This window comes from Parageobacillus sp. NEAU-HV-2 (assembly GCF_059115485.1).
In genome coordinates this window covers 16,689-37,484 of record NZ_JBXUJJ010000011.1, presented here as the reverse complement: position 1 = coordinate 37,484, position 20,796 = coordinate 16,689, and the positions used below count along the sequence as shown (strand labels likewise).

21 protein-coding genes are annotated in these 20,796 nt (G+C 46.4%); 16 read left to right on the top strand and 5 right to left on the bottom strand.

Going from position 1 to position 20,796, the window contains the following annotated elements; genetic code table 11:
• The first annotated feature begins 7 nt into the window (after positions 1-7).
• From AC1WMD_RS15490 to AC1WMD_RS15445, 10 genes are all read left to right on the top strand, one after another.
• The gene (locus AC1WMD_RS15490; protein WP_494257899.1) at positions 8-1,024 is read left to right on the top strand and encodes a sugar-binding protein; all 1,017 of its coding nucleotides are present in this window, start codon (positions 8-10) and stop codon (positions 1,022-1,024) included.
• Positions 1,017-2,474, top strand: a complete 1,458-nt coding sequence (locus AC1WMD_RS15485; protein ID WP_494257898.1) for a sensor histidine kinase — start codon at positions 1,017-1,019, stop codon at positions 2,472-2,474. The genes AC1WMD_RS15490 and AC1WMD_RS15485 overlap by 8 nt, the downstream gene beginning before the upstream one ends.
• Entirely contained in the window at positions 2,471-4,021 is a 1,551-nt protein-coding gene (locus AC1WMD_RS15480) for an AraC family transcriptional regulator (protein WP_494257897.1), read from the top strand. The genes AC1WMD_RS15485 and AC1WMD_RS15480 overlap by 4 nt, the downstream gene beginning before the upstream one ends.
• A 146-nt stretch (positions 4,022-4,167) precedes the next feature.
• Positions 4,168-5,460, top strand: a complete 1,293-nt coding sequence (locus tag AC1WMD_RS15475; RefSeq protein WP_494257896.1) for an ABC transporter substrate-binding protein — start codon at positions 4,168-4,170, stop codon at positions 5,458-5,460.
• Positions 5,461-5,524: 64 nt separating this feature from the next.
• Positions 5,525-6,496, top strand: coding sequence for a carbohydrate ABC transporter permease (locus AC1WMD_RS15470; protein WP_494257895.1), 972 nt, complete (start codon positions 5,525-5,527; stop codon positions 6,494-6,496).
• On the top strand, positions 6,496-7,317 hold the full coding sequence (locus AC1WMD_RS15465) for a carbohydrate ABC transporter permease (RefSeq protein ID WP_494257894.1): 822 nt from the start codon (positions 6,496-6,498) through the stop codon (positions 7,315-7,317). The genes AC1WMD_RS15470 and AC1WMD_RS15465 overlap by 1 nt, the downstream gene beginning before the upstream one ends.
• Before the next feature lie 226 nt (positions 7,318-7,543).
• Positions 7,544-8,419 carry an ROK family protein gene (locus AC1WMD_RS15460; RefSeq protein WP_494257893.1) on the top strand — a complete coding sequence of 292 codons (876 nt, stop codon included), beginning with the start codon at positions 7,544-7,546 and terminating at the stop codon, positions 8,417-8,419.
• A gap of 168 nt (positions 8,420-8,587) precedes the next feature.
• Positions 8,588-8,731 (top strand): hypothetical protein, encoded by a 144-nt coding sequence (locus AC1WMD_RS15455; RefSeq protein ID WP_494257892.1) that lies wholly within the window; start codon positions 8,588-8,590, stop codon positions 8,729-8,731.
• A gap of 12 nt (positions 8,732-8,743) precedes the next feature.
• The gene (locus AC1WMD_RS15450; RefSeq protein WP_494257891.1) at positions 8,744-9,682 is read left to right on the top strand and encodes a TetR/AcrR family transcriptional regulator; all 939 of its coding nucleotides are present in this window, start codon (positions 8,744-8,746) and stop codon (positions 9,680-9,682) included.
• Complete coding sequence (locus tag AC1WMD_RS15445; RefSeq protein ID WP_494257890.1) at positions 9,667-11,286, top strand: MDR family MFS transporter; 1,620 nt, start codon at positions 9,667-9,669, stop codon at positions 11,284-11,286. Before AC1WMD_RS15450 ends, AC1WMD_RS15445 begins: the two co-directional genes overlap by 16 nt.
• 251 nt (positions 11,287-11,537) lie before the next feature.
• On the opposite strand, the gene AC1WMD_RS15440 is transcribed toward AC1WMD_RS15445, so the two are convergent.
• From AC1WMD_RS15440 to AC1WMD_RS15430, 3 genes are all read right to left on the bottom strand, one after another.
• Entirely contained in the window at positions 11,538-11,882 is a 345-nt protein-coding gene (locus AC1WMD_RS15440) for a DUF779 domain-containing protein (protein WP_494257889.1), read from the bottom strand.
• 69 nt (positions 11,883-11,951) lie between these two features.
• The gene (gene adh / locus AC1WMD_RS15435) at positions 11,952-13,472 is read right to left on the bottom strand and encodes an aldehyde dehydrogenase (RefSeq protein ID WP_494257888.1); all 1,521 of its coding nucleotides are present in this window, start codon (positions 13,470-13,472) and stop codon (positions 11,952-11,954) included.
• Positions 13,473-13,605: 133 nt separating this feature from the next.
• Positions 13,606-14,220 (bottom strand): hypothetical protein, encoded by a 615-nt coding sequence (locus tag AC1WMD_RS15430; RefSeq protein WP_494257947.1) that lies wholly within the window; start codon positions 14,218-14,220, stop codon positions 13,606-13,608.
• An 89-nt stretch (positions 14,221-14,309) separates the two neighbouring features.
• Between AC1WMD_RS15430 and AC1WMD_RS15425 the strand changes: the two genes are divergently transcribed.
• The 4 genes from AC1WMD_RS15425 to srtD all read left to right on the top strand — a co-directional run bounded on the left by AC1WMD_RS15425 (position 14,310) and on the right by srtD (position 17,924).
• Complete coding sequence (locus tag AC1WMD_RS15425; protein ID WP_043906131.1) at positions 14,310-14,744, top strand: DUF1284 domain-containing protein; 435 nt, start codon at positions 14,310-14,312, stop codon at positions 14,742-14,744.
• Between the two features lie 110 nt (positions 14,745-14,854).
• Positions 14,855-16,234, top strand: a complete 1,380-nt coding sequence (locus AC1WMD_RS15420; RefSeq protein ID WP_494257887.1) for an aspartate kinase — start codon at positions 14,855-14,857, stop codon at positions 16,232-16,234.
• Between the two features lie 133 nt (positions 16,235-16,367).
• Entirely contained in the window at positions 16,368-17,336 is a 969-nt protein-coding gene (locus tag AC1WMD_RS15415) for a processed acidic surface protein (RefSeq protein WP_494257886.1), read from the top strand.
• 24 nt (positions 17,337-17,360) lie between these two features.
• Positions 17,361-17,924 (top strand): class D sortase, LPxTATN-specific, encoded by a 564-nt coding sequence (gene srtD, locus AC1WMD_RS15410; protein ID WP_494257946.1) that lies wholly within the window; start codon positions 17,361-17,363, stop codon positions 17,922-17,924.
• Between the two features lie 22 nt (positions 17,925-17,946).
• On the opposite strand, the gene AC1WMD_RS15405 is transcribed toward srtD, so the two are convergent.
• The gene (locus tag AC1WMD_RS15405) at positions 17,947-18,393 is read right to left on the bottom strand and encodes a YwpF-like family protein (RefSeq protein ID WP_043906128.1); all 447 of its coding nucleotides are present in this window, start codon (positions 18,391-18,393) and stop codon (positions 17,947-17,949) included.
• 328 nt (positions 18,394-18,721) lie between these two features.
• Between AC1WMD_RS15405 and ssb the strand changes: the two genes are divergently transcribed.
• Positions 18,722-19,069: a single-stranded DNA-binding protein gene (gene ssb, locus AC1WMD_RS15400; RefSeq protein ID WP_494257885.1), complete on the top strand. Its 348-nt coding sequence runs from the start codon at positions 18,722-18,724 to the stop codon at positions 19,067-19,069.
• A gap of 162 nt (positions 19,070-19,231) precedes the next feature.
• Here the strand turns inward: ssb and relB are convergent, their stop codons facing one another.
• The gene (gene relB, locus AC1WMD_RS15395) at positions 19,232-19,642 is read right to left on the bottom strand and encodes a type II toxin-antitoxin system RelB family anti-toxin (protein WP_494257884.1); all 411 of its coding nucleotides are present in this window, start codon (positions 19,640-19,642) and stop codon (positions 19,232-19,234) included.
• Between the two features lie 211 nt (positions 19,643-19,853).
• On the opposite strand from relB, the gene AC1WMD_RS15390 reads away from it, so the two are divergent.
• On the top strand, positions 19,854-20,354 hold the full coding sequence (locus AC1WMD_RS15390) for a hypothetical protein (RefSeq protein WP_494257883.1): 501 nt from the start codon (positions 19,854-19,856) through the stop codon (positions 20,352-20,354).
• The last annotated feature ends 442 nt before the right edge of the window (positions 20,355-20,796 follow it).

Sequence of the window (20,796 nt, the reverse complement as noted above, 5' to 3'; positions counted from 1 at the left end):
GTCGTCTATGCATCGTACATGGTGGAAGTGGATCATTTATGCCGGCAGCATCGCGTCGCTCGTTGCAAGCGCTTCCTTTACGATCTATTGCGCATGGAAAGTGTATGCCTATCATCAGCCCGGTAAAGGGATAGCAGGGGAAGCGGAAAATAATGCGTATCATTTTGTCCTCGTTCCCGAGGAGCTGGATAACGATTATTGGCGTTTAGTGGAAAAAGGGGCGAAAGCAGCAGCAAAAGAAACAGGGGTCTATCTGGAATATGTCGGGCCGCGGCAGGCTAACATTGATGAACATATTCATATTCTTGAAAAAGCGGCCGCTTCCAAAGTAGATGGAATTATGACACAAGGATTAACGGAAAAAGAGTTTACTCCGGTCATCAATCATATAGTGGAAAAAAATATTCCAGTGGTGACAATCGACACCGATGCTCCAACAAGCAAACGCGCGGCGTATATAGGGACGGATAACTATTACGCCGGTTTTATGGCCGGACGGGCATTAGCCGAAGATATGCACGGAAAGGCGAATGTGGCGATCATTACCGGCAGCCTTACTGCCTCCCACCAACAGCTGCGTGTGCAAGGTTTTAAAGATGCGGTAAAGAAAGAGAAGGGAATTCGCATCATCGCCATCGAAGAGTCGCATATAACGCGCGTGCAGGCCGCGGAAAAAGCATACAACATTTTAAAAAAGCATCCGGAAGTCAATGCGTTTTATGGGACAAGCGCGCTTGATGCCATTGGCATCGCCAAGGTCGTCGAGCAGTTTCACCGTGAAAAAGGAACATATATTATCGGATTTGATACGCTCCCGGAGACGATTCACTATTTGCAAAAAGGAACGATTCATGCGACCGTGGTGCAGGAGCCATACGAAATGGGGTATCACGCGGTGAAAATGATGGTCGATATTATGAAAGGAAACGATGTTCCATCGGTGACGAATACGGAAACGAAAGTGATTCGCAAGCAAGATTTGCCGCTGCGGCCATCCCGCAACTACGAGGTGAAACATGATTAAAATCCGCACGAAAGTATTGCTCTATTTTAGCATTTTTATTGTGCTGCTAAATGGCACGGTTTTCTTTTTCTACCAAAGCAGCGAAGATATTGTGACCGACTATGACTACAGTATGCGCCGGCTGCTTCTGTTTAATGAAATTTCGCAGCGGACAAACCGGATGGTAGAACAGTTGAACGCTTATGTGACGGAAAAAGATGAGCGCTATTTTCAGGAGTATGAGCGCCAATACCGGTGGCTGCAGCAGCACCGCAGACAAGTAGGCGAAACGCTTGCCAACCGGAATAATCGGCTTTTAGTAGAAAACTATGAACATATGATTGAAAGTTTGCTAGAGGAAGGAGCGCTAACGGTTTACCATTTTCAAACAGGCAATATTAGCTTATATTCTTCCCATCTTCATGAAGCAATGAAGATCGCTTCGTTTATTCAAGAGACGACCCTTTCCCTCATTGACGAGGAGTTAACAACCTATCAACATTTTTATAATGAAGTGGAAGCGCGGAATCGTTATTTTCGTTATATGGGGATCGGATTGTTTATGACGACGTTTTTGCTTGGCGTTCTTTTAGCCGTGTGGTTTTCCGGGGGGCTGACGAGGCCGATCGCGCGCCTTTCCCGCGCCGCTCGGGAAATCGCCAGCGGGAAGTTGGATGGTCCTGATGTCATCAGCACTACCAATGATGAATTGAAGCTGCTGACCGAGACGTTTAACGATATGCGCCGCAACCTGAAGCGGCTGATTGAGGAAATGAAGCAAAAGTCCGAGCTGGACCGGCTTGTCAAAGAGTTGGAGTTAAAAAGTCTGCAAAGCCAAATTAATCCGCACTTTTTATTTAACACGTTAAATGCCGTTTCGAAAATGGCGTATTTAGAAGAGGCGAACCAAACATCAAGGCTCATTGAAGCGATTGCCGCCATTTTGCGCTATAACTTGGGAGATTTGCAGCGCACGGTCACTTTGGCCGACGAGGTGCACATCGCGCATGAGTACTTTTTTATTCAACAGACGCGCTTTTTTGACCGCATTAAATTTTCTCTGAATGTAGAGGAGTCATGTTTATCGCTGCCGATTCCGCCGCTGACGTTGCAGCCGCTCATTGAAAATGCGTTCATTCATGGCATTGAGTCGTATGAAAAAGGAGCGGAGATTTCGTTAAAAGTGGAACAAAGGAAGGAGCTTGTAGTCATTGAAATAAAAGACAACGGAGTGGGGATGAGCGAAGAAGTGAAAGAAAAGCTGACCGCCTTTATCAAGGGAGAAGAAGAGGGCTCCGTTACTCATGGACAAACGCGCGGCCACTCGACGGGCATCGGGATGCGGAACGTCATTCGCCGGCTGCAGCTGTTTTACGGGATGCAAGATGTCGTCGAAATAGAATCAGCGGTTGGAAAAGGAACGACGATCCGCTTGCTTTTGCCAAAGACAAAAGGGGGTGAAGACGAATGAAAATCGCTGTCGTCGACGATGAAGCGCTGGAGCGGAAAGCATTGCAAAAAATGATTCGCGACCATCTCCCAGCGGTGGAAGTGATCGCGGAAGCGGCCAACGGAAGGGAGGCAGTGGAGGTTGCTGATCGATATAAACCGGATGTGATGTTGATGGATATTAAAATGCCTGGAATCGACGGGCTTGAGGCGATCGAATTGATTCGCCGAAACCATCCGGATATCAAGTTTATTATCGTTTCTGCGTTTGATACGTTTGACTATGCGAAGCAAGCGATGCGGCACGGGGTAAAAGAATATTTATTAAAACCAAGCCGAAAAGAAGAAGTGATTGGCGCGCTGCGGCGGGTGTATGACGAATTAATGGAAGAGCGGCGGAAAGAGAAAGAAAATCGGGAATTGCAGCAGCGGGTGCACCAATTGCAAAAGCTGGTCGAAAAAGAGTGGCTATCCGTGCTCATGCTAGAAGAAGTGTCTTCGCAAGAATGGAAACGGTGGGAGGCGCTGCTTCCGTTTTCGATCGACTCGGGAATGTTTATGGTGATTCAGTTTCCAAACGGCGGGAAAAGAGAGAATTGGAAGCATTGGATCGAGCGGATGCTTGGTGAAAAGGCAGCGGTGCGGTATGTCATTGGCAAAATGATGGACGGACAAATGCCGGTGTTGTTTTTTACGGATATTGTCGATAAATCATTCACTTGGAAGCCGTTGATCCAGTCCCTCTCTCTCGAACTGATTCAGCAGTTTGAACAGCAATATGGACAAGCGCTTTATATCGGTCTCGGCTCCCCGGCATCGCGGCTGGAGGAACTGCGCCATTCTTATTACGAGGCGCTTGCCGCTGTGCAATATTATGCGTCGCAAAAAAAGGCAAAGGGCGGGTTCGTGCCGAAAAAAGCGGTGCTTGCCGCTGTTGCTGAGCATACGGAGAGAGAAAAACGATTGTTGGATGCCGTGCGCCAAGGCGATTTGGAGCAGGCGCTTTTGCAATGTCTCTCGTATATCGAGGAGGTCGCTGCCCATCATCCGTTTTCGGTCGTGCAACAGAAGCTGGAGGAAACGTTCATTTTGCTTGGCCGCATGTTGGCCGATTTCGGCATTGCGTATGAGCGGGCCACCACTTTTCATTCGTGCCGTTTCCTCGAAGAACTGAAAAAAACCGCCGCGGAACAGCTGCGGCACATGGTTTATCATATCCAGGCGTGGCGCCACCAGCAGGCAAACGGAAAACTTGGCAAGGCGAAAGATTATATTGACGAGCATTACCATCATCCGCTGACACTGGAAGAAGTCGCGGAATATGTCGGTATCAGCCCATACTACTTTAGCAAACTATTTAAAGACCGCTTCGGAATGACGTTTATTGACTATGTGACCGATGTGCGCATCGCCCGCGCGAAAAAGGAAATGGCCAATCCAAATAAAAGTTTAAAAGAAATTTGTTTTCTCGTCGGCTATAATGACCCGAATTATTTTAGCCGCGTTTTTAAAAAGCATACGGGCATGTCCCCGAGCGAATATCGGAAAAAGCTCCATTTGGCCACGTGATCGTGGCCAGGAGCTTTTTTTGCTGATGGACAAAAAAGTGAAGAAGATCGCAAAAAAGTACAGAGATTTATTCGCAGAAACGGCGCAAAAACATGTTACATTCGTATTGAAAGGGTTTTCAGTGATGAAATGAGGGGGAGGAGAACGTGAAGAAAAAAGGATTATGGTTGTCTTTAGCGTTAGTGTTTGGTTTAACGTTATCTGGCTGTAATTCCGATTCCGCATCTAACAATAAAGGGGATCAAGGCGGAAGCAAAGGACATGAGAAGCTAGAAATATTTAGCTGGTGGACGGGCGCTGGAGAAGAAGATGGATTAAAAGCGTTGCTCAAGCTGTTCCAAGAAAAATATCCAGATATTCCGGTAGAAAACGCGGCGGTAGCCGGAGGAGCGGGAACGAACGCGAAAGCGGTGCTGGCAAGCCGCATGCAAGGAAATGACCCTCCTGCGACATTCCAAGTGCACGGCGGCGCGGAGCTCAATGAAGGATGGGTCGCCGCTGGCAAAATGGAACCGCTCAACGATTTGTATGAAAAAGAAGGCTGGATGGATAAGTTTCCAAAATCATTGATCGACATGGTCAGCAAGGATGGAAAAATTTATTCCGTTCCTGTGAATATTCACCGCGGCAACGTACTTTGGTATAACAAAAAAATCTTTGCTGAAAACGGCCTCCAGCCGCCAAAAACATTCGATGAATTTTTCCAAGTAGCGGATAAGTTAAAAGCAAAAGGCATTACTCCGCTTGCGTTGGGAGACAAAGAGCCATGGACAGCAACACATTTATTTGAAACCGTTTTATTAGGTACGCTCGGTACCGAAGATTACAAAAAGCTTTGGACGGGAGAATTGTCGTTTGACGATCCGAAAGTGAAGGAAGCGGTCAACACGTTTAAGAAAATGTTGAATTACATCAACGAAGACCACAGCTCCCGCAACTGGCAAGATGCCGCTCAGTTGGTTGGCAAAGGCGAAGCGGCGATGAACATTATGGGAGATTGGGTCAAAGGCTATTTTGTCAATGACTTGAAATTAAAAGTGAATGAAGATTTCGGCTATGTGCCGACGCCAAACACAGAAGGAAAATTCATGGTCATCACCGATACGTTTGGCTTGCCAAAAGGCGTGAAAAATCCGGATGATGTGAAGAAATTTTTATCGGTGCTTGGTTCCGTGGAAGGGCAAGACACATTCAACCCTCTGAAAGGCTCGATTCCAGCGCGCATTGATGCGGATGTATCCAAGTATGACGAGTATGGAAAACAAACGATTGAAGATTTTAAAAAGGCAGAGCTTGCGCCAAGCTTAGCGCACGGATCGGCGGCGCCGGAAGGATTTGTGACGAAAGTCAACCAAGCAGTCAATATTTTCGTGACGCAAAAAGATACGAAAACGTTTATTGATACACTTGTATCGGCTTCGTCAGAATTGAAGAAATAGAGAAGAAAAGGGGACGGGAACCATTCTCTTCCCCTTTTCGTGTTACGACAGGAGGGATAGAAAGATGGAAACGGTAAAGACAGTATCGGAACGAAACGTTACAGTCGTACCAGAGACAAGAAAAAAGCGAAAATGGACGGTGGACCATTGGCTTGCGGCTGCCTTTCTCACGCCGTCGGTTGTGCTTATTTTCATTTTTGTCTATGGCTTTATCGGCTGGACGGGATATGTTTCCCTCAGCAACTGGAATTCACTTGTACCTGATTTATCGTTTGCCGGGTTAAAAAACTATATCTATTTATTTCATGATTTCCGCTTCCAAGCTGATTTGCGCAATACGCTTGTGTTTACGATCTTGTTTATCGGCGTCGTGATTGTGCTTGGCCAATTGTTGGCGATTTTGTTGGATCAAAAACTTCGCGGCGAATCGATTTTCCGCAACATTTTCTTTTTTCCGATGGCATTATCGTTTGTAGTGACAGGGGTGGTTTGGCAATGGTTATTAAACCCGTCAACCGGTGTCAACTTATTTTTAAAAAAGTTTGGATTGGACTCGAAGTGGTACACAGATACAACGATTTTGGCAGGTCTCCACTGGGGGAAAATTGAATTTGGCGTGCCGGTGGCGATTGTGGCGGTGGTGATTGCCGCCGTATGGCAAATGACGGGATTTGCCGTTGCCATGTATTTGGCCGGGTTAAGGGCGATTCCGGAAGAAGTGCGCGAGGCGGCGCGGATGGACGGCGCGACGGAACTGCAAATTTACCGCAAAATTATTATTCCATTGCTGCGGCCGATTACGGTCAGCGTCATCATCATTATGGCCCACATTTCGCTGAAAATTTTTGACCTGATTTACGCGATGACCGGCCCTGGGGCGAACTTTGTCACCGATGTGCCGGGGGTATATATGTTTGAAACGACGTTCCGCGGCAACTATTATGCGAACGGAGCGGCGATCGCGATGATTATGCTCCTCTCTGTCGCCATTTTTATCGTTCCATACTTGATTTCCAGCCGGAAGGGGGGATCGTGATGAGACAACGGGCATGGTCGAAGCTGTTTTTATATGTCGTTTGTATCTTCATAAGCCTGTTTTTCTTAATGCCGATTTATGTGATGCTCGTGACAAGCGTCAAACCGCTTGACGAAGTGACGCTCGCCGATATGTGGAAGCTTCCGTCCACCTTCGACTGGAGCAGCTATCAAACCGCGTTTGCAAAATTGGCGCCGAACTTTTGGAATTCCGTTTATTTAGTTGTTCCGGCGACATTGTTGTCAGCGATGTTAGGGGCATTGAATGGCTACGTATTGTCAAAATGGAAATTCAAAGGAGCAGATACAATTTTTACGCTCATTTTGTTCGGCATGTTTATCCCTTATCAAAGTATTTTAATTCCGCTCATCCAGTTTTTGCGCGAAATTGGCTTGTATAATACAATTCCAGGACTTATATTTGTCCATGTCGTGTACGGAATTCCAATTACGACGTTGATGTTCCGCAATTTTTACGCGGCGATCCCGGATGAAATGATTGAGTCGGCGAAAATCGACGGAGCCGGGTTTTTACGGATTTTCCGCTACATTATGCTTCCGCTCTCGATTACCGGGTTTGTTGTCGTAGCGATTTGGCAGTTTACGAATATATGGAATGAATTTTTATTCGCCGTCACGATCACAACCTCTTCCCAGCAGCCGATTATGGTCGCTTTGCAAAACTTATCCGGCAGCCAAATCGTGCAATGGAACGTGCAAATGGCGGGAGCGTTGCTTGCGGCTTTGCCAACCTTGCTTGTATACATTTTTCTAGGCAAATACTTTGTTCGCGGCTTATTGGCCGGCTCGGTGAAAGGGTAATGATGCATGCGGCAAAGGCATGAGTAACATGTTTGGGGAAGGAAATCCGTTTCCTTCTTTTCGAAGCTGACGGGGCTATGCCGCGATCGGTTTGTCGTCGACCTCAGTTTGTCGACTTTGTCGACAAGCTGAAAACCCGCTAATTTTCAGCGGGTTTTATCACCGACTTAACGCTTTATGATACAATGAAAGCGGAAAACAAAGAGACGAAAGCGGGGAGAAGTGCGTGTATCTTGGGGCGATTGAAGCCGGCGGCACGAAATTTGTCTGCGCCATCGGCGATCATGACGGAAATATTAAGGAGAGAGTGACGTTTCCAACGACGACGCCGGAAGAAACGATGCGCCATGTCGTTGAGTTTTTCCGCCAATACCCGTTAGAAGCGATCGGCATCGGTTCGTTTGGTCCGATTGATTTGCATCGCGGCAGTGCGACGTATGGCTATATTACGAGCACGCCGAAACAAAAATGGGTGAATTTCAACTTTGTCGGCGAAATGAAACGGCATTTTTCCGTGCCGATTGGCTTTGATACCGATGTCAATGCGGCTGCGCTCGGCGAACGGCGCTGGGGTGCCGCGAAAGGGCTGCAAAGCTGCATTTATATTACCGTCGGAACGGGAATTGGCGTCGGGGCGATCGTCGAGGGAAACCTGCTCCATGGTCTGATGCATCCGGAAATGGGGCATATTCTCGTCCGCCGGCATCCGCAAGACACATTTGCCGGCGTTTGTCCGTATCACGGCGATTGTTTGGAAGGAATGGCGTCCGGACCGGCGATTGAAAAGCGCTGGGGGAAAAAGGGAGCAGAGTTGGCCGATCGCGCAGAAGTATGGGAGTTAGAAGCGTTTTATTTAGCCCAGGCGATTGCCAACTACATTTTAATTTTATCGCCGGAAAAAGTCATTATCGGCGGCGGTGTGATGAAACAAAAACAGCTGTTGCCAAGCATCCGTCGTAATGTTCAAGAGCTGTTGAATGGGTACATTCAGCAAGAAGCAATTTTGCGCGACATTCATCAATATATTGTACTTCCAGGTCTCGGCGATAACGCAGGCATCTGCGGGGCGCTTGCCCTCGCCGAGCAGGCGCTGGCACAATGACTTACTGGCCGCTTGTCCGCAACAGGCGGCTTTTTTATTTTCATGTTTCCGTGACTGATTGGTCATAATTTATGTATAATTATATTACAAAAAAAGTTGATAAATATATACTGCTGTTTTATAATAATTTTGACCTTCTGGTCATATTATCGTTAGGAGCGAAGTCCAATGAAAAGGGAAACGGATTATCAGCGAATTGTCCAATGGCTTCGGCAACGGGGTGTGCGTGCGGAAATTGCGAAACCGCGTATTTCATTGCCATCGTATCGGCAATGCATTGAACTAGTTGCTTCGAAAAGTTCTTCCTTATAGGAGATGACGAGCATGACAGCAGACCGGAGACTGCAATTTATCGAAACGGCGATGAAGCTGTTTGCCGAAAAAGGATACCATTCGACATCGATTCAAGATATTGTCGATGCGTGGGGAATTTCGAAAGGAGCGTTTTATCATCACTTTTCGTCAAAAGAAGACTTAATGCTTGCCATCATTCAGCATCATTTCGAAAAAATGATAGCAAACATCACCGCTATTTCACAGGATAGCGGTTCGGAAAAAGAGCGGTTTATTCAACAAATCGCTGCGCATTTTGCGAATATGCATGAGCATAAACACTTTTTGCAAATGATGATGAGCGAACAGCTGCCAAAAATCAGCGATGATATTCACCATTATTTATTGAAGCAGCAAGCTTACATCTTTTCTTGGTATTGCGACCGCCTCATCGAAGTATACGGAACAGAGGTAGAGCGGTACGTGTTGGATGTGGCGACGATGTTAAACGGTATGATTCGGCAATATATGTTTTGTTTCTTTTTGCAGACAAATAGGATTCATGCCGAAGAAATGGCGCGTTTTCTCGTGCGGCGTTTGGATGCGATTATTGCGAGCTTTTCTCATGAAGAAGCGCCGATTTTAAACAAAGAAATGTTAAAGCCGTTGATCGAAATGGAAGAAAAAGAGCGGTGTGTATTGCAAGAAAAGATTAGCGCCCGCATTGCCCATATGCAAAAAAAGATTTTATCGCTTTCGCTCGATAAAAAGATACAGCACGAGCTTCATGCCGCGCTGGATACGTTAGAAGCGGAGTTAATGAATGAAGAGTCGGCACCGAGGGAATATGTCGTGCAAGGGATTTTATTATATATCGAGAACCGGCATCTTCCGCTGCTTGCGGATGATTTGGCCGCATTAAGAAAGGATATTGAACAATATCGGAAAACGAATAATAGATGGGAGAGAAGTAAATGGAAAAAGCATTAGAAATGCCAACTAGCACCATTCGGCACCGCAATATATTAATTACTGGTTTAATCATTGCCATGCTTTTTGGAGCATTGGACGGAACGATCGTCGGAACGGCGATGCCGCGCATCGTTGGAGAGCTTGGCGGATTAAGTTTAATGACATGGCTGACGACCGCTTATATGTTGACATCGACAACGGTTGTGCCGATTGCCGGAAAGCTTGCGGATTTATTAGGCAGACGAGTCATTTATGTGACAGGACTCGTCGTTTTTATGATTGGCTCCGCTCTTTGCGGCATGGCGAATAATATGACAGAGCTCATCATTTACCGCGGGCTGCAAGGAATCGGCGGAGGAATTATGATGCCGATGGCAATGATCGTCATCGGGGATGTGTTTACTGGAAAAGAACGTGCGAAATGGCAAGGGGTTTTTGGTGGATTGTACGGTCTTGCCTCCATCATAGGCCCGCAAGTTGGCGGTTTTATCGTCGACCATTTAAATTGGCGCTGGGTGTTTTATATCAATCTTCCTGTCGGGATTTTGGCAACGATTTTTATTGCGATGGGATTGAGCAAATATAAAGCGGAAGGGCCAGTGAAGTTTGATCTTGCCGGGATGTTTACGATGGTTGTCGGCGTGGTTAGCTTGCTTTTAGCGTTAACGTTTGGCGGGGATAAGTATGAATGGACATCATGGCAAATCATCACGTTGTTTGCCGTGGCACTCGTCTTTTTAACCCTGTTTGTATTCGTAGAGAGGAAAGCGGAAGAACCAATTTTGCCGATGCATTTATTTAAACACCGCACGTTTACTGTATTAAATGGAATTGGCTTTTTAATGAGTGTCGGCATGTTTGGGGCGATTATGTTTGTTCCGTTTTTTATGCAAGGAGTTGTCGGAGTAAGCGCAACCCAGTCCGGCACGATTATGACGCCGATGATGATTACGATGATTATCGGAAGTATCATTGGTGGTCGAACCGTTTATAAAATTGGTGTAAAATCACAGCTATTCATTGGCATGGTCGTGATGGCGGCGGGGTTCAGTTTATTAAGCACGATGGATGTGGATACGTCCAAATGGACCGCCACGTTGTATATGATCATTTTAGGGCTTGGAATGGGGTTAGTGATGCCGATTTTAACGCTCGCTCTGCAAGAGAGTTTTCCAAAGTCGGAGCTTGGAGTCGTCACCTCCTCCAGCCAATTTTTCCGCGCGATCGGCGGAACATTTGGCATGACGGTGTTAGGGGCGATTATGAACCATCGGTCAAGCCAGCTGCTCGATGATCGTCTCATGCCAATGCTTCGGTCGCTTCCTCCACAAGCAAAAGGAATGGTGGATCGGTTTGCCCATATGATTCATGATGATCCGCAAGGGCTTTATTCCGTTTTGCTTAGCCCGGAAGCGCTGGCGAAAATACCGCCGCAAATGCGGGAAACGTTTGTGCCGATTTTAAAACAGTCGCTGGTGGATTCGCTTCAATCTGTTTTCCTATTTGGACTTATTTTTGTCATTGGTGGAACATTGCTCGTATTTGGACTGAAGAAAATCAAACTGTCTGACCGCCGGCAATTGCAGGAAACGGCGAAAAACGAAGAACTGCCGCAGAGCTAGCTCTCTGCGGCGTTTTTTTGTTGCGGCCGAGCGAGGGAATACGGCAGTGAGTATATACGTTCCACTTGATCGTTCGGCCGGCAAGGAATAGGAATTTTTTCGACTGCCGGAGGCAAGCCTGTGACTTGCCTCCGCCAAGCTGATGCGTGGCAGAGGGCTGCACAACATTGCTGGCGGAGTCGGCACAGTAGGTGGTTGTTCGTAACGGAACTCGAAAAGCATGATGATTCTCTAGGATGGTCCGCCAACCATCAAGATTCGCTGCCAAACACCCGCGAGCGGGTGAGAAAGCGGACGCCTTCTGGCCCTTCAAGCGAAAACATGCCGCCGCGTCCGGGTACGACGTCGATAATAAGCTGAGTGTGTTTCCAATATTCGTATTGCGCCTTGGAAATGTAAAATGGACAGCCGCCGATTTCACCAAGCAGCACATCGGAATCGCCGACAATCAGCTCTCCTTGCGGATAGCACATCGGCGAACTGCCGTCGCAGCAGCCGCCGGATTGGTGAAACATAAGCGGCCCATACTTTGCCTTTAATTTTTCAATCAAGGCGAGCGCGGCATCGGTCGCAATTACTTTTGGCTCCTCGTTCATAATAGTCCCCTCCCTGCAGGAATATCGATGGGCAGAAAAGGCAGCGCGGACGGTGCGCTGCCTACATGATTAGAACAGTCCTAATTTTTTCGGCGAGTAGCTAACGAGTAAGTTTTTCGTTTGCTGATAATGGTCGAGCATCATTTTGTGCGTTTCGCGGCCGATGCCGGACATTTTGTAGCCGCCGAATGCGGCGTGGGCCGGGTACACGTGGTAGCAGTTCGTCCACACGCGTCCCGCCTGGATGCCGCGGCCGAAGCGGTAAGCGGTATTAATGTCACGAGTCCAGACGCCGGCGCCTAAGCCGTACAATGTTTCATTGGCAATCGCCAGCGCTTCGTCCTTATCTTTAAACGTGGTGACGGCAAGGACAGGACCGAAAATTTCTTCTTGGAAAATGCGCATTTTATTATGGCCTTTGAAAATCGTCGGTTTGACGTAATAGCCGTCTCTTAAGTCGCCTTCTAAGTAGTTGCGTTCGCCGCCGATGAGCAGCTCGGCGCCTTCCTGTTTGCCGATATCAATGTACGAGAGGATTTTTTCCAATTGCTCCGAAGACGCCTGTGCTCCGATCATCGTTTCCGTATCGAGCGGGTTGCCTTGCTTGATTTGTTTCACGCGTTCAAGCGCCCGCTCCATAAAGGCGTCGTAAATCGATTCTTCAATCAAGGCGCGCGACGGGCATGTGCACACTTCGCCTTGGTTTAAGGCAAACATTGTAAATCCTTCTAACGCTTTATCGAGAAATTCATCATCTTGTTCCATGACATCTGCGAAGAAAATGTTCGGAGATTTGCCGCCAAGCTCTAGGGTGACAGGAACGATGTTTTGCGATGCGTATTGCATGATGAGTCGTCCCGTTGTTGTTTCGCCGGTAAACGCCACTTTTGCGACACGAGGATTGGAGGCAAGAGGTTTTCCGGCTTCTAAACCAAATCCGTTGACGATGTTGACGACACCTGGAGGAAGTAAGTCTTGAATGAGCTCCATCAAAACGAGGATCGAAGTTGGTGTTTGTTCAGCAGGTTTTAAAACAACACAGTTTCCAGCGGCTAGCGCCGGCGCTAGTTTCCATGCGGCCATTAAAATCGGGAAGTTCCATGGAATGATTTGTCCGACAACTCCGAGAGGTTCTTTAAAGTGGTAGGCTACCGTATTTTCGTCAATTTCGGCGAGCGTCCCTTCTTGGGCGCGAATGCATCCAGCGAAATAGCGGAAATGGTCAATCGCCAGCGGAATATCGGCCGCCAATGTTTCGCGGATCGGTTTGCCGTTTTCCCACGTTTCCGCGACCGCGAGCATTTCTAAGTTTTCTTCCATGCGGTCGGCGATTTTGTTCAAAATCCGCGCCCGCTCTGCGACGGAAGTGCGGCCCCACGAGTCTTTTGCGGCATGGGCGGCATCTAAAGCGAGTTCAATGTCCGCTGCTTTTGAACGCGGCACTTCGCAATACGGTTTTCCCGTAATCGGCGAAATGTTTTCAAAATACTCGCCATCGACTGGAGGAACCCATTTGCCTCCGATAAAGTTTTCGTAGCGCTGTTTAAACGTGACAAGCGCTCCCGGCTGGCCAGGCTGAGCGTAAAGCATTCCAATTCCCCCTTTATATGGTTTTGTATACGCTTGCAAACAAGCGTATACAATTTAGAAAAGTGAAAAAATTCCTCCCAATGATTAGATTAACATTGAAGGGTAATTTTGTCAAAGCAAAAAAACAAGCCGCCTAGTAATGCAATTCGAGCCCTTCCAGCCAGCGGCTTGCGTATACGCTGCTTAAATGATGGAACGATTCCAGCACATCGCTTGGATTCGCCGCAAAAAATTGTTTTGCAACGCTTTGATTTTGTTCGTGAATAAATTGAAACAGAAAGTCTGTTTTGACACGATTGACGATTAAAAGCGCACAATAAGAGCGTTCGAGCTGCTTTTTGCGTTCGATTGTATCATCAATTTGTTCGAAATGCGCGTTATAGCGGGAAATGAGTTCGGATATATGTTCGCGAATTCGCGCTTGCGCTTCGTTCATCATTTCCTCGATCTCTCTGGCAGAAAGAAAGGATTGTTCTTGCAACATGGTTCCAAACACTTGTTGTAAAGCATGCGACGATTCTGTTGCGAATGCTACATTGGCGAGCAATCCATGCATATATTCATACTCATCCGCCGCTTGAATGCGTAATTTCATAATGATTTCAAGCACATCGGAATGGACTTTTTCTTTCGTCCAATGTCTCGTTAGTTCATGAAGCAAAATCGATAAGAGATGGGCTGCTTCTTCTTTCGTCATGGCGGTTAGTTCCTTTCTACGTTGTTTATTTGTATATCTAAAGGATGCCATGTTTTCTTCATGTCCGTCAATGTTCATGTTGTAGGACGCCACTTCTTCAAGTAAGATGGAATTAATGGAAAAAGGGGAGGAGAGAAGCGATGAAGCCGCTGCGCTTACGGGGACATCATTTATTATGTGTGCACGGATTTCGCGGCATGGGATACAGCCCATCGTTTGTGGAAAAGATGTGGGAAGTTGTAACGAACATTCGCGATGAGGAGAAAGACTTTCCGATTCAAGTCGTCGCTGCTCTTGATGATGCGTGCATGGCATGTCCGCACCATGGAGAAACGACGTGCCAAGCCGATCCGAATTCGAATGAACATGTTACTTCGATGGATCAAAAAGTGATCCATCACTTAGGCATTGAAGAAAACGGTATTTATTTAAAATCGGAATTAGTGAAACTTACCGCCCAAAAAGTGCGTCCGGAACATTTAGATTATCTTTGTGCCGACTGTTCTTGGCTTCCGTACGGTGTGTGTAAAGAAGGGATTGCCAATGTCCGCAATGGCAATATTATGCAAAAGTAAACAGGATGATATTTTTGTCAGAATTCCGCAAAAATAATGACACCTTCCATAAAAAAGTGTGGTATGATAAACAAATATAAAGAGATTCTCGAACAGAAAGGGTTATGGACATGAAAGTGGCAAAATTCGGTGGAAGTTCTGTCGCAAGCGCCACACAGTTTCGTAAAGTGGCGGATATTGTCAGCTCCGATGTTGAACGGCGCATTGTGATCGTATCGGCACCGGGAAAACGGTTTAAAGACGATGTGAAAGTGACCGATATGCTTATTCAGCTGGCGCAGGCGGTGATCGACGGGAAAGCATATGATGAGGTGCTTGACGAGATCATAAAGCGGTATGCAGAAATCGCGAACGAGCTCGAGTTGCCAGCAAGTGAATTTTTAACTCAACTCGAAGATGATTTGCGTTGGAAAATTTCTGAGTACTGCAATGAGCCATGCCGCTTGATGGATGCGATCAAAGCGAGCGGGGAAGATCATAACGCGCGGTTGATGGCGCTGTATTTACAGGAAACCGGGCTGGAAGCAAGCTATGTCAGTCCGCAGGAGGCGGGAATTTTCGTTACGGATGAACCGGGCAATGCACAAATTTTGCCGGAGTCATACGAAAAGTTGTATCAGTTGCGCAAACGGCGCGGCGTGTTGGTCATCCCGGGGTTTTTCGGTTACTCGCTTGATGGACATATTGTGACATTTCCGCGCGGTGGCTCCGATATTAGCGGCTCCATTGTCGCAGCAGGCGTAAAAGCGGATGTGTACGAAAACTTTACCGACGTTGATTCGATTTATTGCGTCAACCCTTCAATTATTGCCAATCCGCGCAAATTGAAAGAAATTACGTACCGGGAAATGCGCGAGCTTTCTTACTCTGGGTTTTCCGTGTTTCATGATGAAGCGCTCGAGCCGGTATACCGCGCAGGAATTCCGGTTTGCGTCAAAAATACGAATAATCCGGCCGCGCCAGGTACTTGGATTGTTGCCAAACGCAACCATCAGGAAGAGCCGATTGCCGGCATTGCCAGCGATACGGGATTTTGCAGCATTAACATTAGCAAATATTTAATGAACCGGGAAATCGGATTTGGGCGCCGGGTGCTGCAAATTTTGGAAGATGAAGGAATTTCCTACGAACATACGCCTTCTGGCATCGACAATATGTCGGTGATTTTACGTGCTAACCAGCTAGAAGGAGAGAAAGAAAAGCGCATTTTAGACCGCATTCAAACGGAATTGGAAGTCGATGAAGTGAATGTGGAATACGGGCTCGCGCTCATTATGGTCGTCGGCGAAGGCATGGAGCGCACCGTTGGAATGGCGGCAAAAGCGACAACGGCGCTGGCAAAGGCCAACATTAACTTAGAAATGATTAACCAAGGCTCATCGGAAGTAAGCATGATGTTTGGCGTGAAAGAAGAAGTCGTCACCCATGCGGTGCGTGCGCTGTATGAGGCGTATTTTCAGGAATTACCTATCGGAAACAGCGTCAAATAAGAAGTAGGATACATAAGAAGCGGAAACGAACAAAACAGATTCGTTTCCGCTTCTTTTTTATACATAAGACGCCGTTGTTTAGAAAATACTACCAATGTATCTTACTCCATGTAATGGAAGGGAGGAAATGGCATTGAAACGGTGGTTGTCCGCTATTATCGCTTGTTCGGTGGTTATCATCGCTTCTAATGGGGCGCGCGCATTTGCCCAAATTCAACAACAAGAACTGGAACAGTACATAGGCAGCATCGGCTGGTCGATGGACGATCTGCTTCATTACTTGGGCAAGTACCACATGACGGTCGCGGATTTTCAAAACATGGAGGAATTAAAACAATGGCTTGGCACGCCGATTACGGAAGAAAACATGCAACGCTTGCTTAAGAAGCACCAACTGACGCAAGAAGAGCTAGAGGCGCTGCTCGGGCAGTTTGGGGAAACGGTGCAAGATTATACGTTTATTGAAGATTTGGATACAGCGGTCCGTTTTTACCTGCACCATAACAAAAAGATGCAGCAAATTAACGATATGCTTGGTGTGATTGGCTTTACCGAAAGTGAGGCAAAACGTCTGTTTGCCCATATTGCCTCGCTGCCAAATCCAGAGGTAGGACAGCAGTTAGCCGAACTTAATCGCCGTCTGAAACCATTTTTGCAAGTAGAAGATGCGACACAGCTGACCGAAACGCAGCGCAGGCAGCTGCTTTCCATTTGGGAAGAAACATTGTCTACTTTGCAAATGAAAGCAACATTTTATTTAGAGGAAAACGGGAAAAGGCAGAAAATCGCTTACCACGAGCTGGCAGCGGGAAACATGCCTGATGATGGACGTGAGCTATTGGTCGAGCTATATAACGAAGCAGGGGAGTTGCTTTCTGATGTACGGTTGTCCAAAGAAATGTTTACTTCCGGCTACGTCATGCGGGCGGGGGAAAAATGGGTCGCAGCAGGAGCATTAGCAAGTGAAATGAAAGAAACGATGTATGGCGAAAAAATGCCGGATACCGCTTCTCCATATCTGACACATGCGCTTTCCGGTGTTCTCCTCACATTGTTTGGCTTTTACGTTTATTGGCGCACGAAAAGGAAATTGGCGGAGTGAAAACGAGTGTTTCATCGCACGAAGATGTATGTTGCAGCGGTATGTATCGTGATCGGTTTGGGGATGGCGCTTTGGAACGGTTATTGCTACTGGATCGGATATCATGCCGTACAAAATGTTGAAGCCGAAGGCAAAAAACAGCCGTCCCGGCCGCAACAGGCGGCGCTGCCGGCAAAGCCGAAGATCGGAGAGCAAATCGGTGCACTGTTTATCCCGAAGCTCGGCGTATCGATCCCGATTTACCACGGAGTGACGGAACAGCAGCTGCGAAAAGGCATCGGCCACTATCCAAAAAGCGCTCTGCCTGGGGAACCGCGCAATATGGTGCTATCGGGCCATCGCGATACCGTATTTCGGCAGTTAGGGCAAATCGGCATTGGTGACGAATTAATGGTGAAAACGGCAAGCAAACAATTTATTTATCGCGTAACGAAAGTCCGCATTGTCGATCAACATGACCGGACGGTTCTCGTCGAAAAACCGCGTCCAACGCTAACGGTGACGACGTGCTATCCCTTTCATTTTTTCGGCAAGGCAAAGCAGCGCTATGTGCTGATCGCCCGGCTCGTTTCGATACAAAAACGATAAAGAAAAGGGCTAGAAGCGTTTTCTAGCCCTTTACTGTTTCTTCATTATTTTTGATCCCGCGTCGTTCGTCTAGCTGCTGTTTAAATTCTTTCAATAACGCCTCGCCTTGCAGTCCCTTTTTTACAAGACCCGCCAGTACGACTTCCGCCAAGTTCGTTCTACTTGGAACGATGAGTCCTTCCATCAGCACGCTGATATGGTTGTTCATTCTTGTGATGGAACGAATGGTGACGAGCATATTGGCTGGATCATTGCTGCGATTGGTAATTGTTACTTGCAGACGAAATTCACTCTCTTTGTGCTGCAGGTCTGCGAAAATTGGTTCATACTGTTGGTCTAAATAGGCTTCGACGAGCCAGCGGTTTTTTCCATCTTCTTTATTAATAATAAGGCCGTCAATAAACGGAATATCCTGCCGGTGCGAATCGTCGTAAACGACGGAGAGCCCCACAAGCTTGAAGGTTTTCATTCCATCACCTCGTCAGCATTGTCTTGTAGAAATTATAGCATATTCTCATCGCAAAAGAAAAACGCATCATGTGTCTGTCCCCTATTTACCATTTTATACGGGAAAACGAAATAAGTTATGTCCATGGAATGGTTTCATGAACGCAAAATGTCACAAAAGCATGCCAAAATTCAATTTTGCTGGTCAGTCTCCCTTATTTGTACAGGATGCCAGTCATTATTGTACCAATAAATATCATACAAAAATTCAAAAATCGCGATTTTACGCCGAAACTGGAAGTCATTTATGATGAAAATGCAAGAAAACGAAGGGAGGGATGTGTCGAAACATGATTAACCAAGTGGTGCTCGTCGGCCGGTTAACGAAAGATCCAGAACTTCGCTATACCGCCGAAGGGGCAGCAGTCGCTAACATTACGTTAGCGGTGACAAGAAATTTCCGCAATGCGGAAGGAGGGGTAGATACGGATTTCGTCCCGTGCGTCCTTTGGCGAAAGACAGCGGAAAACACCGCCAATTATTGTCGGAAAGGCTCGATGATTGCGGTGACGGGGCGAGTCCAAACGCGAAACTATGAAAACAAAGATGGACAGCGTGTCTATGTGACTGAGGTAGTGGCAGAATCTGTCCGCTTTATCAGCGCCAGCAAAGTCAATCAATGGGTTGAACACACATGAATTTCCTCTGTAATTCCCCAATTTTCCTTTCCAATCATTGTCCCCAAGAGAAAAAGAATATATTTTTCCCCAAAAAGTCCCCAACGATGGCGCTAGCACGATCATGTTAGCGCTTTTTTTCTGCAGACATAGTAAAAGATCTAATATATGGAACGCCCTTCTCTATTGGATGGCATCGGAAAATTCTTTGACGATCGTCACGATCATCGCTTCAGCATGTTTCCGCTTTTTGCTCGGCAATTGTGTCAGCGAGTAAATGGCTTCTTCGATGTCGGGGTTTTGTTTCAAATAATCAATAATATCAATCGTTTTTTCGCTAATATCGTCCGTTTGATACAATCGTCTGACCTCGCGCAACAGTTCCTTTTTGGACGTATGCTTGCCAATTAAAAAGTCGACGCTCACGTTGTACAAATTGCTTAGTTTTTCTAGCGACTGTACATCGGGAAGCAAGTCGCCATTTTCCCATTTGCTAATTTGTGAACGCGATATATTCAAGTATTGCGCTAACTGTTCCTGCGTCCAGTGCTGCTGCTTGCGCAAATATTTTAGTCTTTCGCCTAAATCCATCATTATTCACCACGCTACCATAAAATCGATTAATAACTTAAAGATAGAAAAGCGTGGCGAAGTCTTGTGTTCTGTTTATAACCATTACCTTATTTGTTCTGAAAAAGAACGAAACAACTCTTTACCCCAATGTTCGACACCTTTTGTATCTACCAGCAGCATGGTACAATGGGTAAAAATGGGTAAATATTTACTATAATTAGGAAAAAGAGGGATGAGGGTGAATATTTATCTGTCCGATTTAATGGTTAGTGAACGGAAAGGCCCGAAACGAAAAAAGAAAACGTATCGCGTATTTATTAAAGAGATGAAAAATCCGTTTTCGATTCGACTGAAAACGATTGCACCGACGAATTTTACCGATTCATTGCGGTTTTTAAAAAGCGAGGAAAACCGCGATCGTTTTTTAGAAGAGGACGCGCTATTCCGTACGATTATATGTTCTAGTGATGCCCATTTATATTTTGTTTTTAAATGTGTCAATCAATTATATATGGTTATTGTAAAGCTAGATTTGCAAAAGCAAAAGTTTGAAATCGCCCTCTACGAGTGGAACCAGCTGCAGCAAAAATATCTCCGCGTTCACACCAATGAATTGTTAGCGATGGAAAGACAGCTGATTTACGAAATCTTGCAATCTATTTATATTTTTGACCATGAGCGCATTTCCTATTTGTTTACGTGCCCGGCGAGAAAAAACAACAAAATGTTGTAGTTTGCTTCCCCCAAATGCTTTCCTTGCTGGTACTCATCTTCCATGGTATGTCGATGATTTCGCTAACATCCCAAACCCTATTTCGTCGCTTGATCCCGTATGGCGTTATAGTTGCTTTCTGAAAAGGAAAAAACTCTTCTATTAGGAAGGGATTTCCGTTATACTAGTGAATAAGAATTATATATTAATAACATATATAGTCATTTTTGCGTCTTTATGCATGTCGAAAAAGGGGGTAAAGCTACGAAAGTTGTCGTTCTTTTGTACGATGTAGGAGCCTGGTTTTACATAGATTCCTTTTTTCGACATGATCACAATTGCGAATTCTACTTACCGCGTGAAAGCAAAAGAGGTAAAGCTGAGTGAAATCGGCACGCTGACGTTTTATGTTGTGAATGTTCGAGAAAAGGTGCGAAGGATGAAAGCAGGAAAGAAAGAGGGA

Bases quoted from the DNA above. Each gene is read 5' to 3' on its own strand.
- AC1WMD_RS15490 (WP_494257899.1), top strand. From the start codon at position 8: ATGCATCGTACATGGTGGAAGTGGATCATTTATGCCGGCAGCATCGCG.
- AC1WMD_RS15485 (WP_494257898.1), top strand. From the start codon at position 1,017: ATGATTAAAATCCGCACGAAAGTATTGCTCTATTTTAGCATTTTTATT.
- AC1WMD_RS15480 (WP_494257897.1), top strand. From the start codon at position 2,471: ATGAAAATCGCTGTCGTCGACGATGAAGCGCTGGAGCGGAAAGCATTG.
- AC1WMD_RS15470 (WP_494257895.1), top strand. From the start codon at position 5,525: ATGGAAACGGTAAAGACAGTATCGGAACGAAACGTTACAGTCGTACCA.
- AC1WMD_RS15465 (WP_494257894.1), top strand. From the start codon at position 6,496: ATGAGACAACGGGCATGGTCGAAGCTGTTTTTATATGTCGTTTGTATC.
- AC1WMD_RS15455 (WP_494257892.1), top strand. From the start codon at position 8,588: ATGAAAAGGGAAACGGATTATCAGCGAATTGTCCAATGGCTTCGGCAA.
- AC1WMD_RS15450 (WP_494257891.1), top strand. From the start codon at position 8,744: ATGACAGCAGACCGGAGACTGCAATTTATCGAAACGGCGATGAAGCTG.
- AC1WMD_RS15445 (WP_494257890.1), top strand. From the start codon at position 9,667: ATGGAAAAAGCATTAGAAATGCCAACTAGCACCATTCGGCACCGCAAT.
- AC1WMD_RS15440 (WP_494257889.1), bottom strand. From the start codon at position 11,882: ATGAACGAGGAGCCAAAAGTAATTGCGACCGATGCCGCGCTCGCCTTG.
- adh (WP_494257888.1), bottom strand. From the start codon at position 13,472: ATGCTTTACGCTCAGCCTGGCCAGCCGGGAGCGCTTGTCACGTTTAAA.
- AC1WMD_RS15430 (WP_494257947.1), bottom strand. From the start codon at position 14,220: ATGGCATCCTTTAGATATACAAATAAACAACGTAGAAAGGAACTAACC.
- AC1WMD_RS15425 (WP_043906131.1), top strand. From the start codon at position 14,310: ATGAAGCCGCTGCGCTTACGGGGACATCATTTATTATGTGTGCACGGA.
- AC1WMD_RS15420 (WP_494257887.1), top strand. From the start codon at position 14,855: ATGAAAGTGGCAAAATTCGGTGGAAGTTCTGTCGCAAGCGCCACACAG.
- srtD (WP_494257946.1), top strand. From the start codon at position 17,361: ATGTATGTTGCAGCGGTATGTATCGTGATCGGTTTGGGGATGGCGCTT.
- AC1WMD_RS15405 (WP_043906128.1), bottom strand. From the start codon at position 18,393: ATGAAAACCTTCAAGCTTGTGGGGCTCTCCGTCGTTTACGACGATTCG.
- ssb (WP_494257885.1), top strand. From the start codon at position 18,722: ATGATTAACCAAGTGGTGCTCGTCGGCCGGTTAACGAAAGATCCAGAA.
- relB (WP_494257884.1), bottom strand. From the start codon at position 19,642: ATGATGGATTTAGGCGAAAGACTAAAATATTTGCGCAAGCAGCAGCAC.
- AC1WMD_RS15390 (WP_494257883.1), top strand. From the start codon at position 19,854: ATGAGGGTGAATATTTATCTGTCCGATTTAATGGTTAGTGAACGGAAA.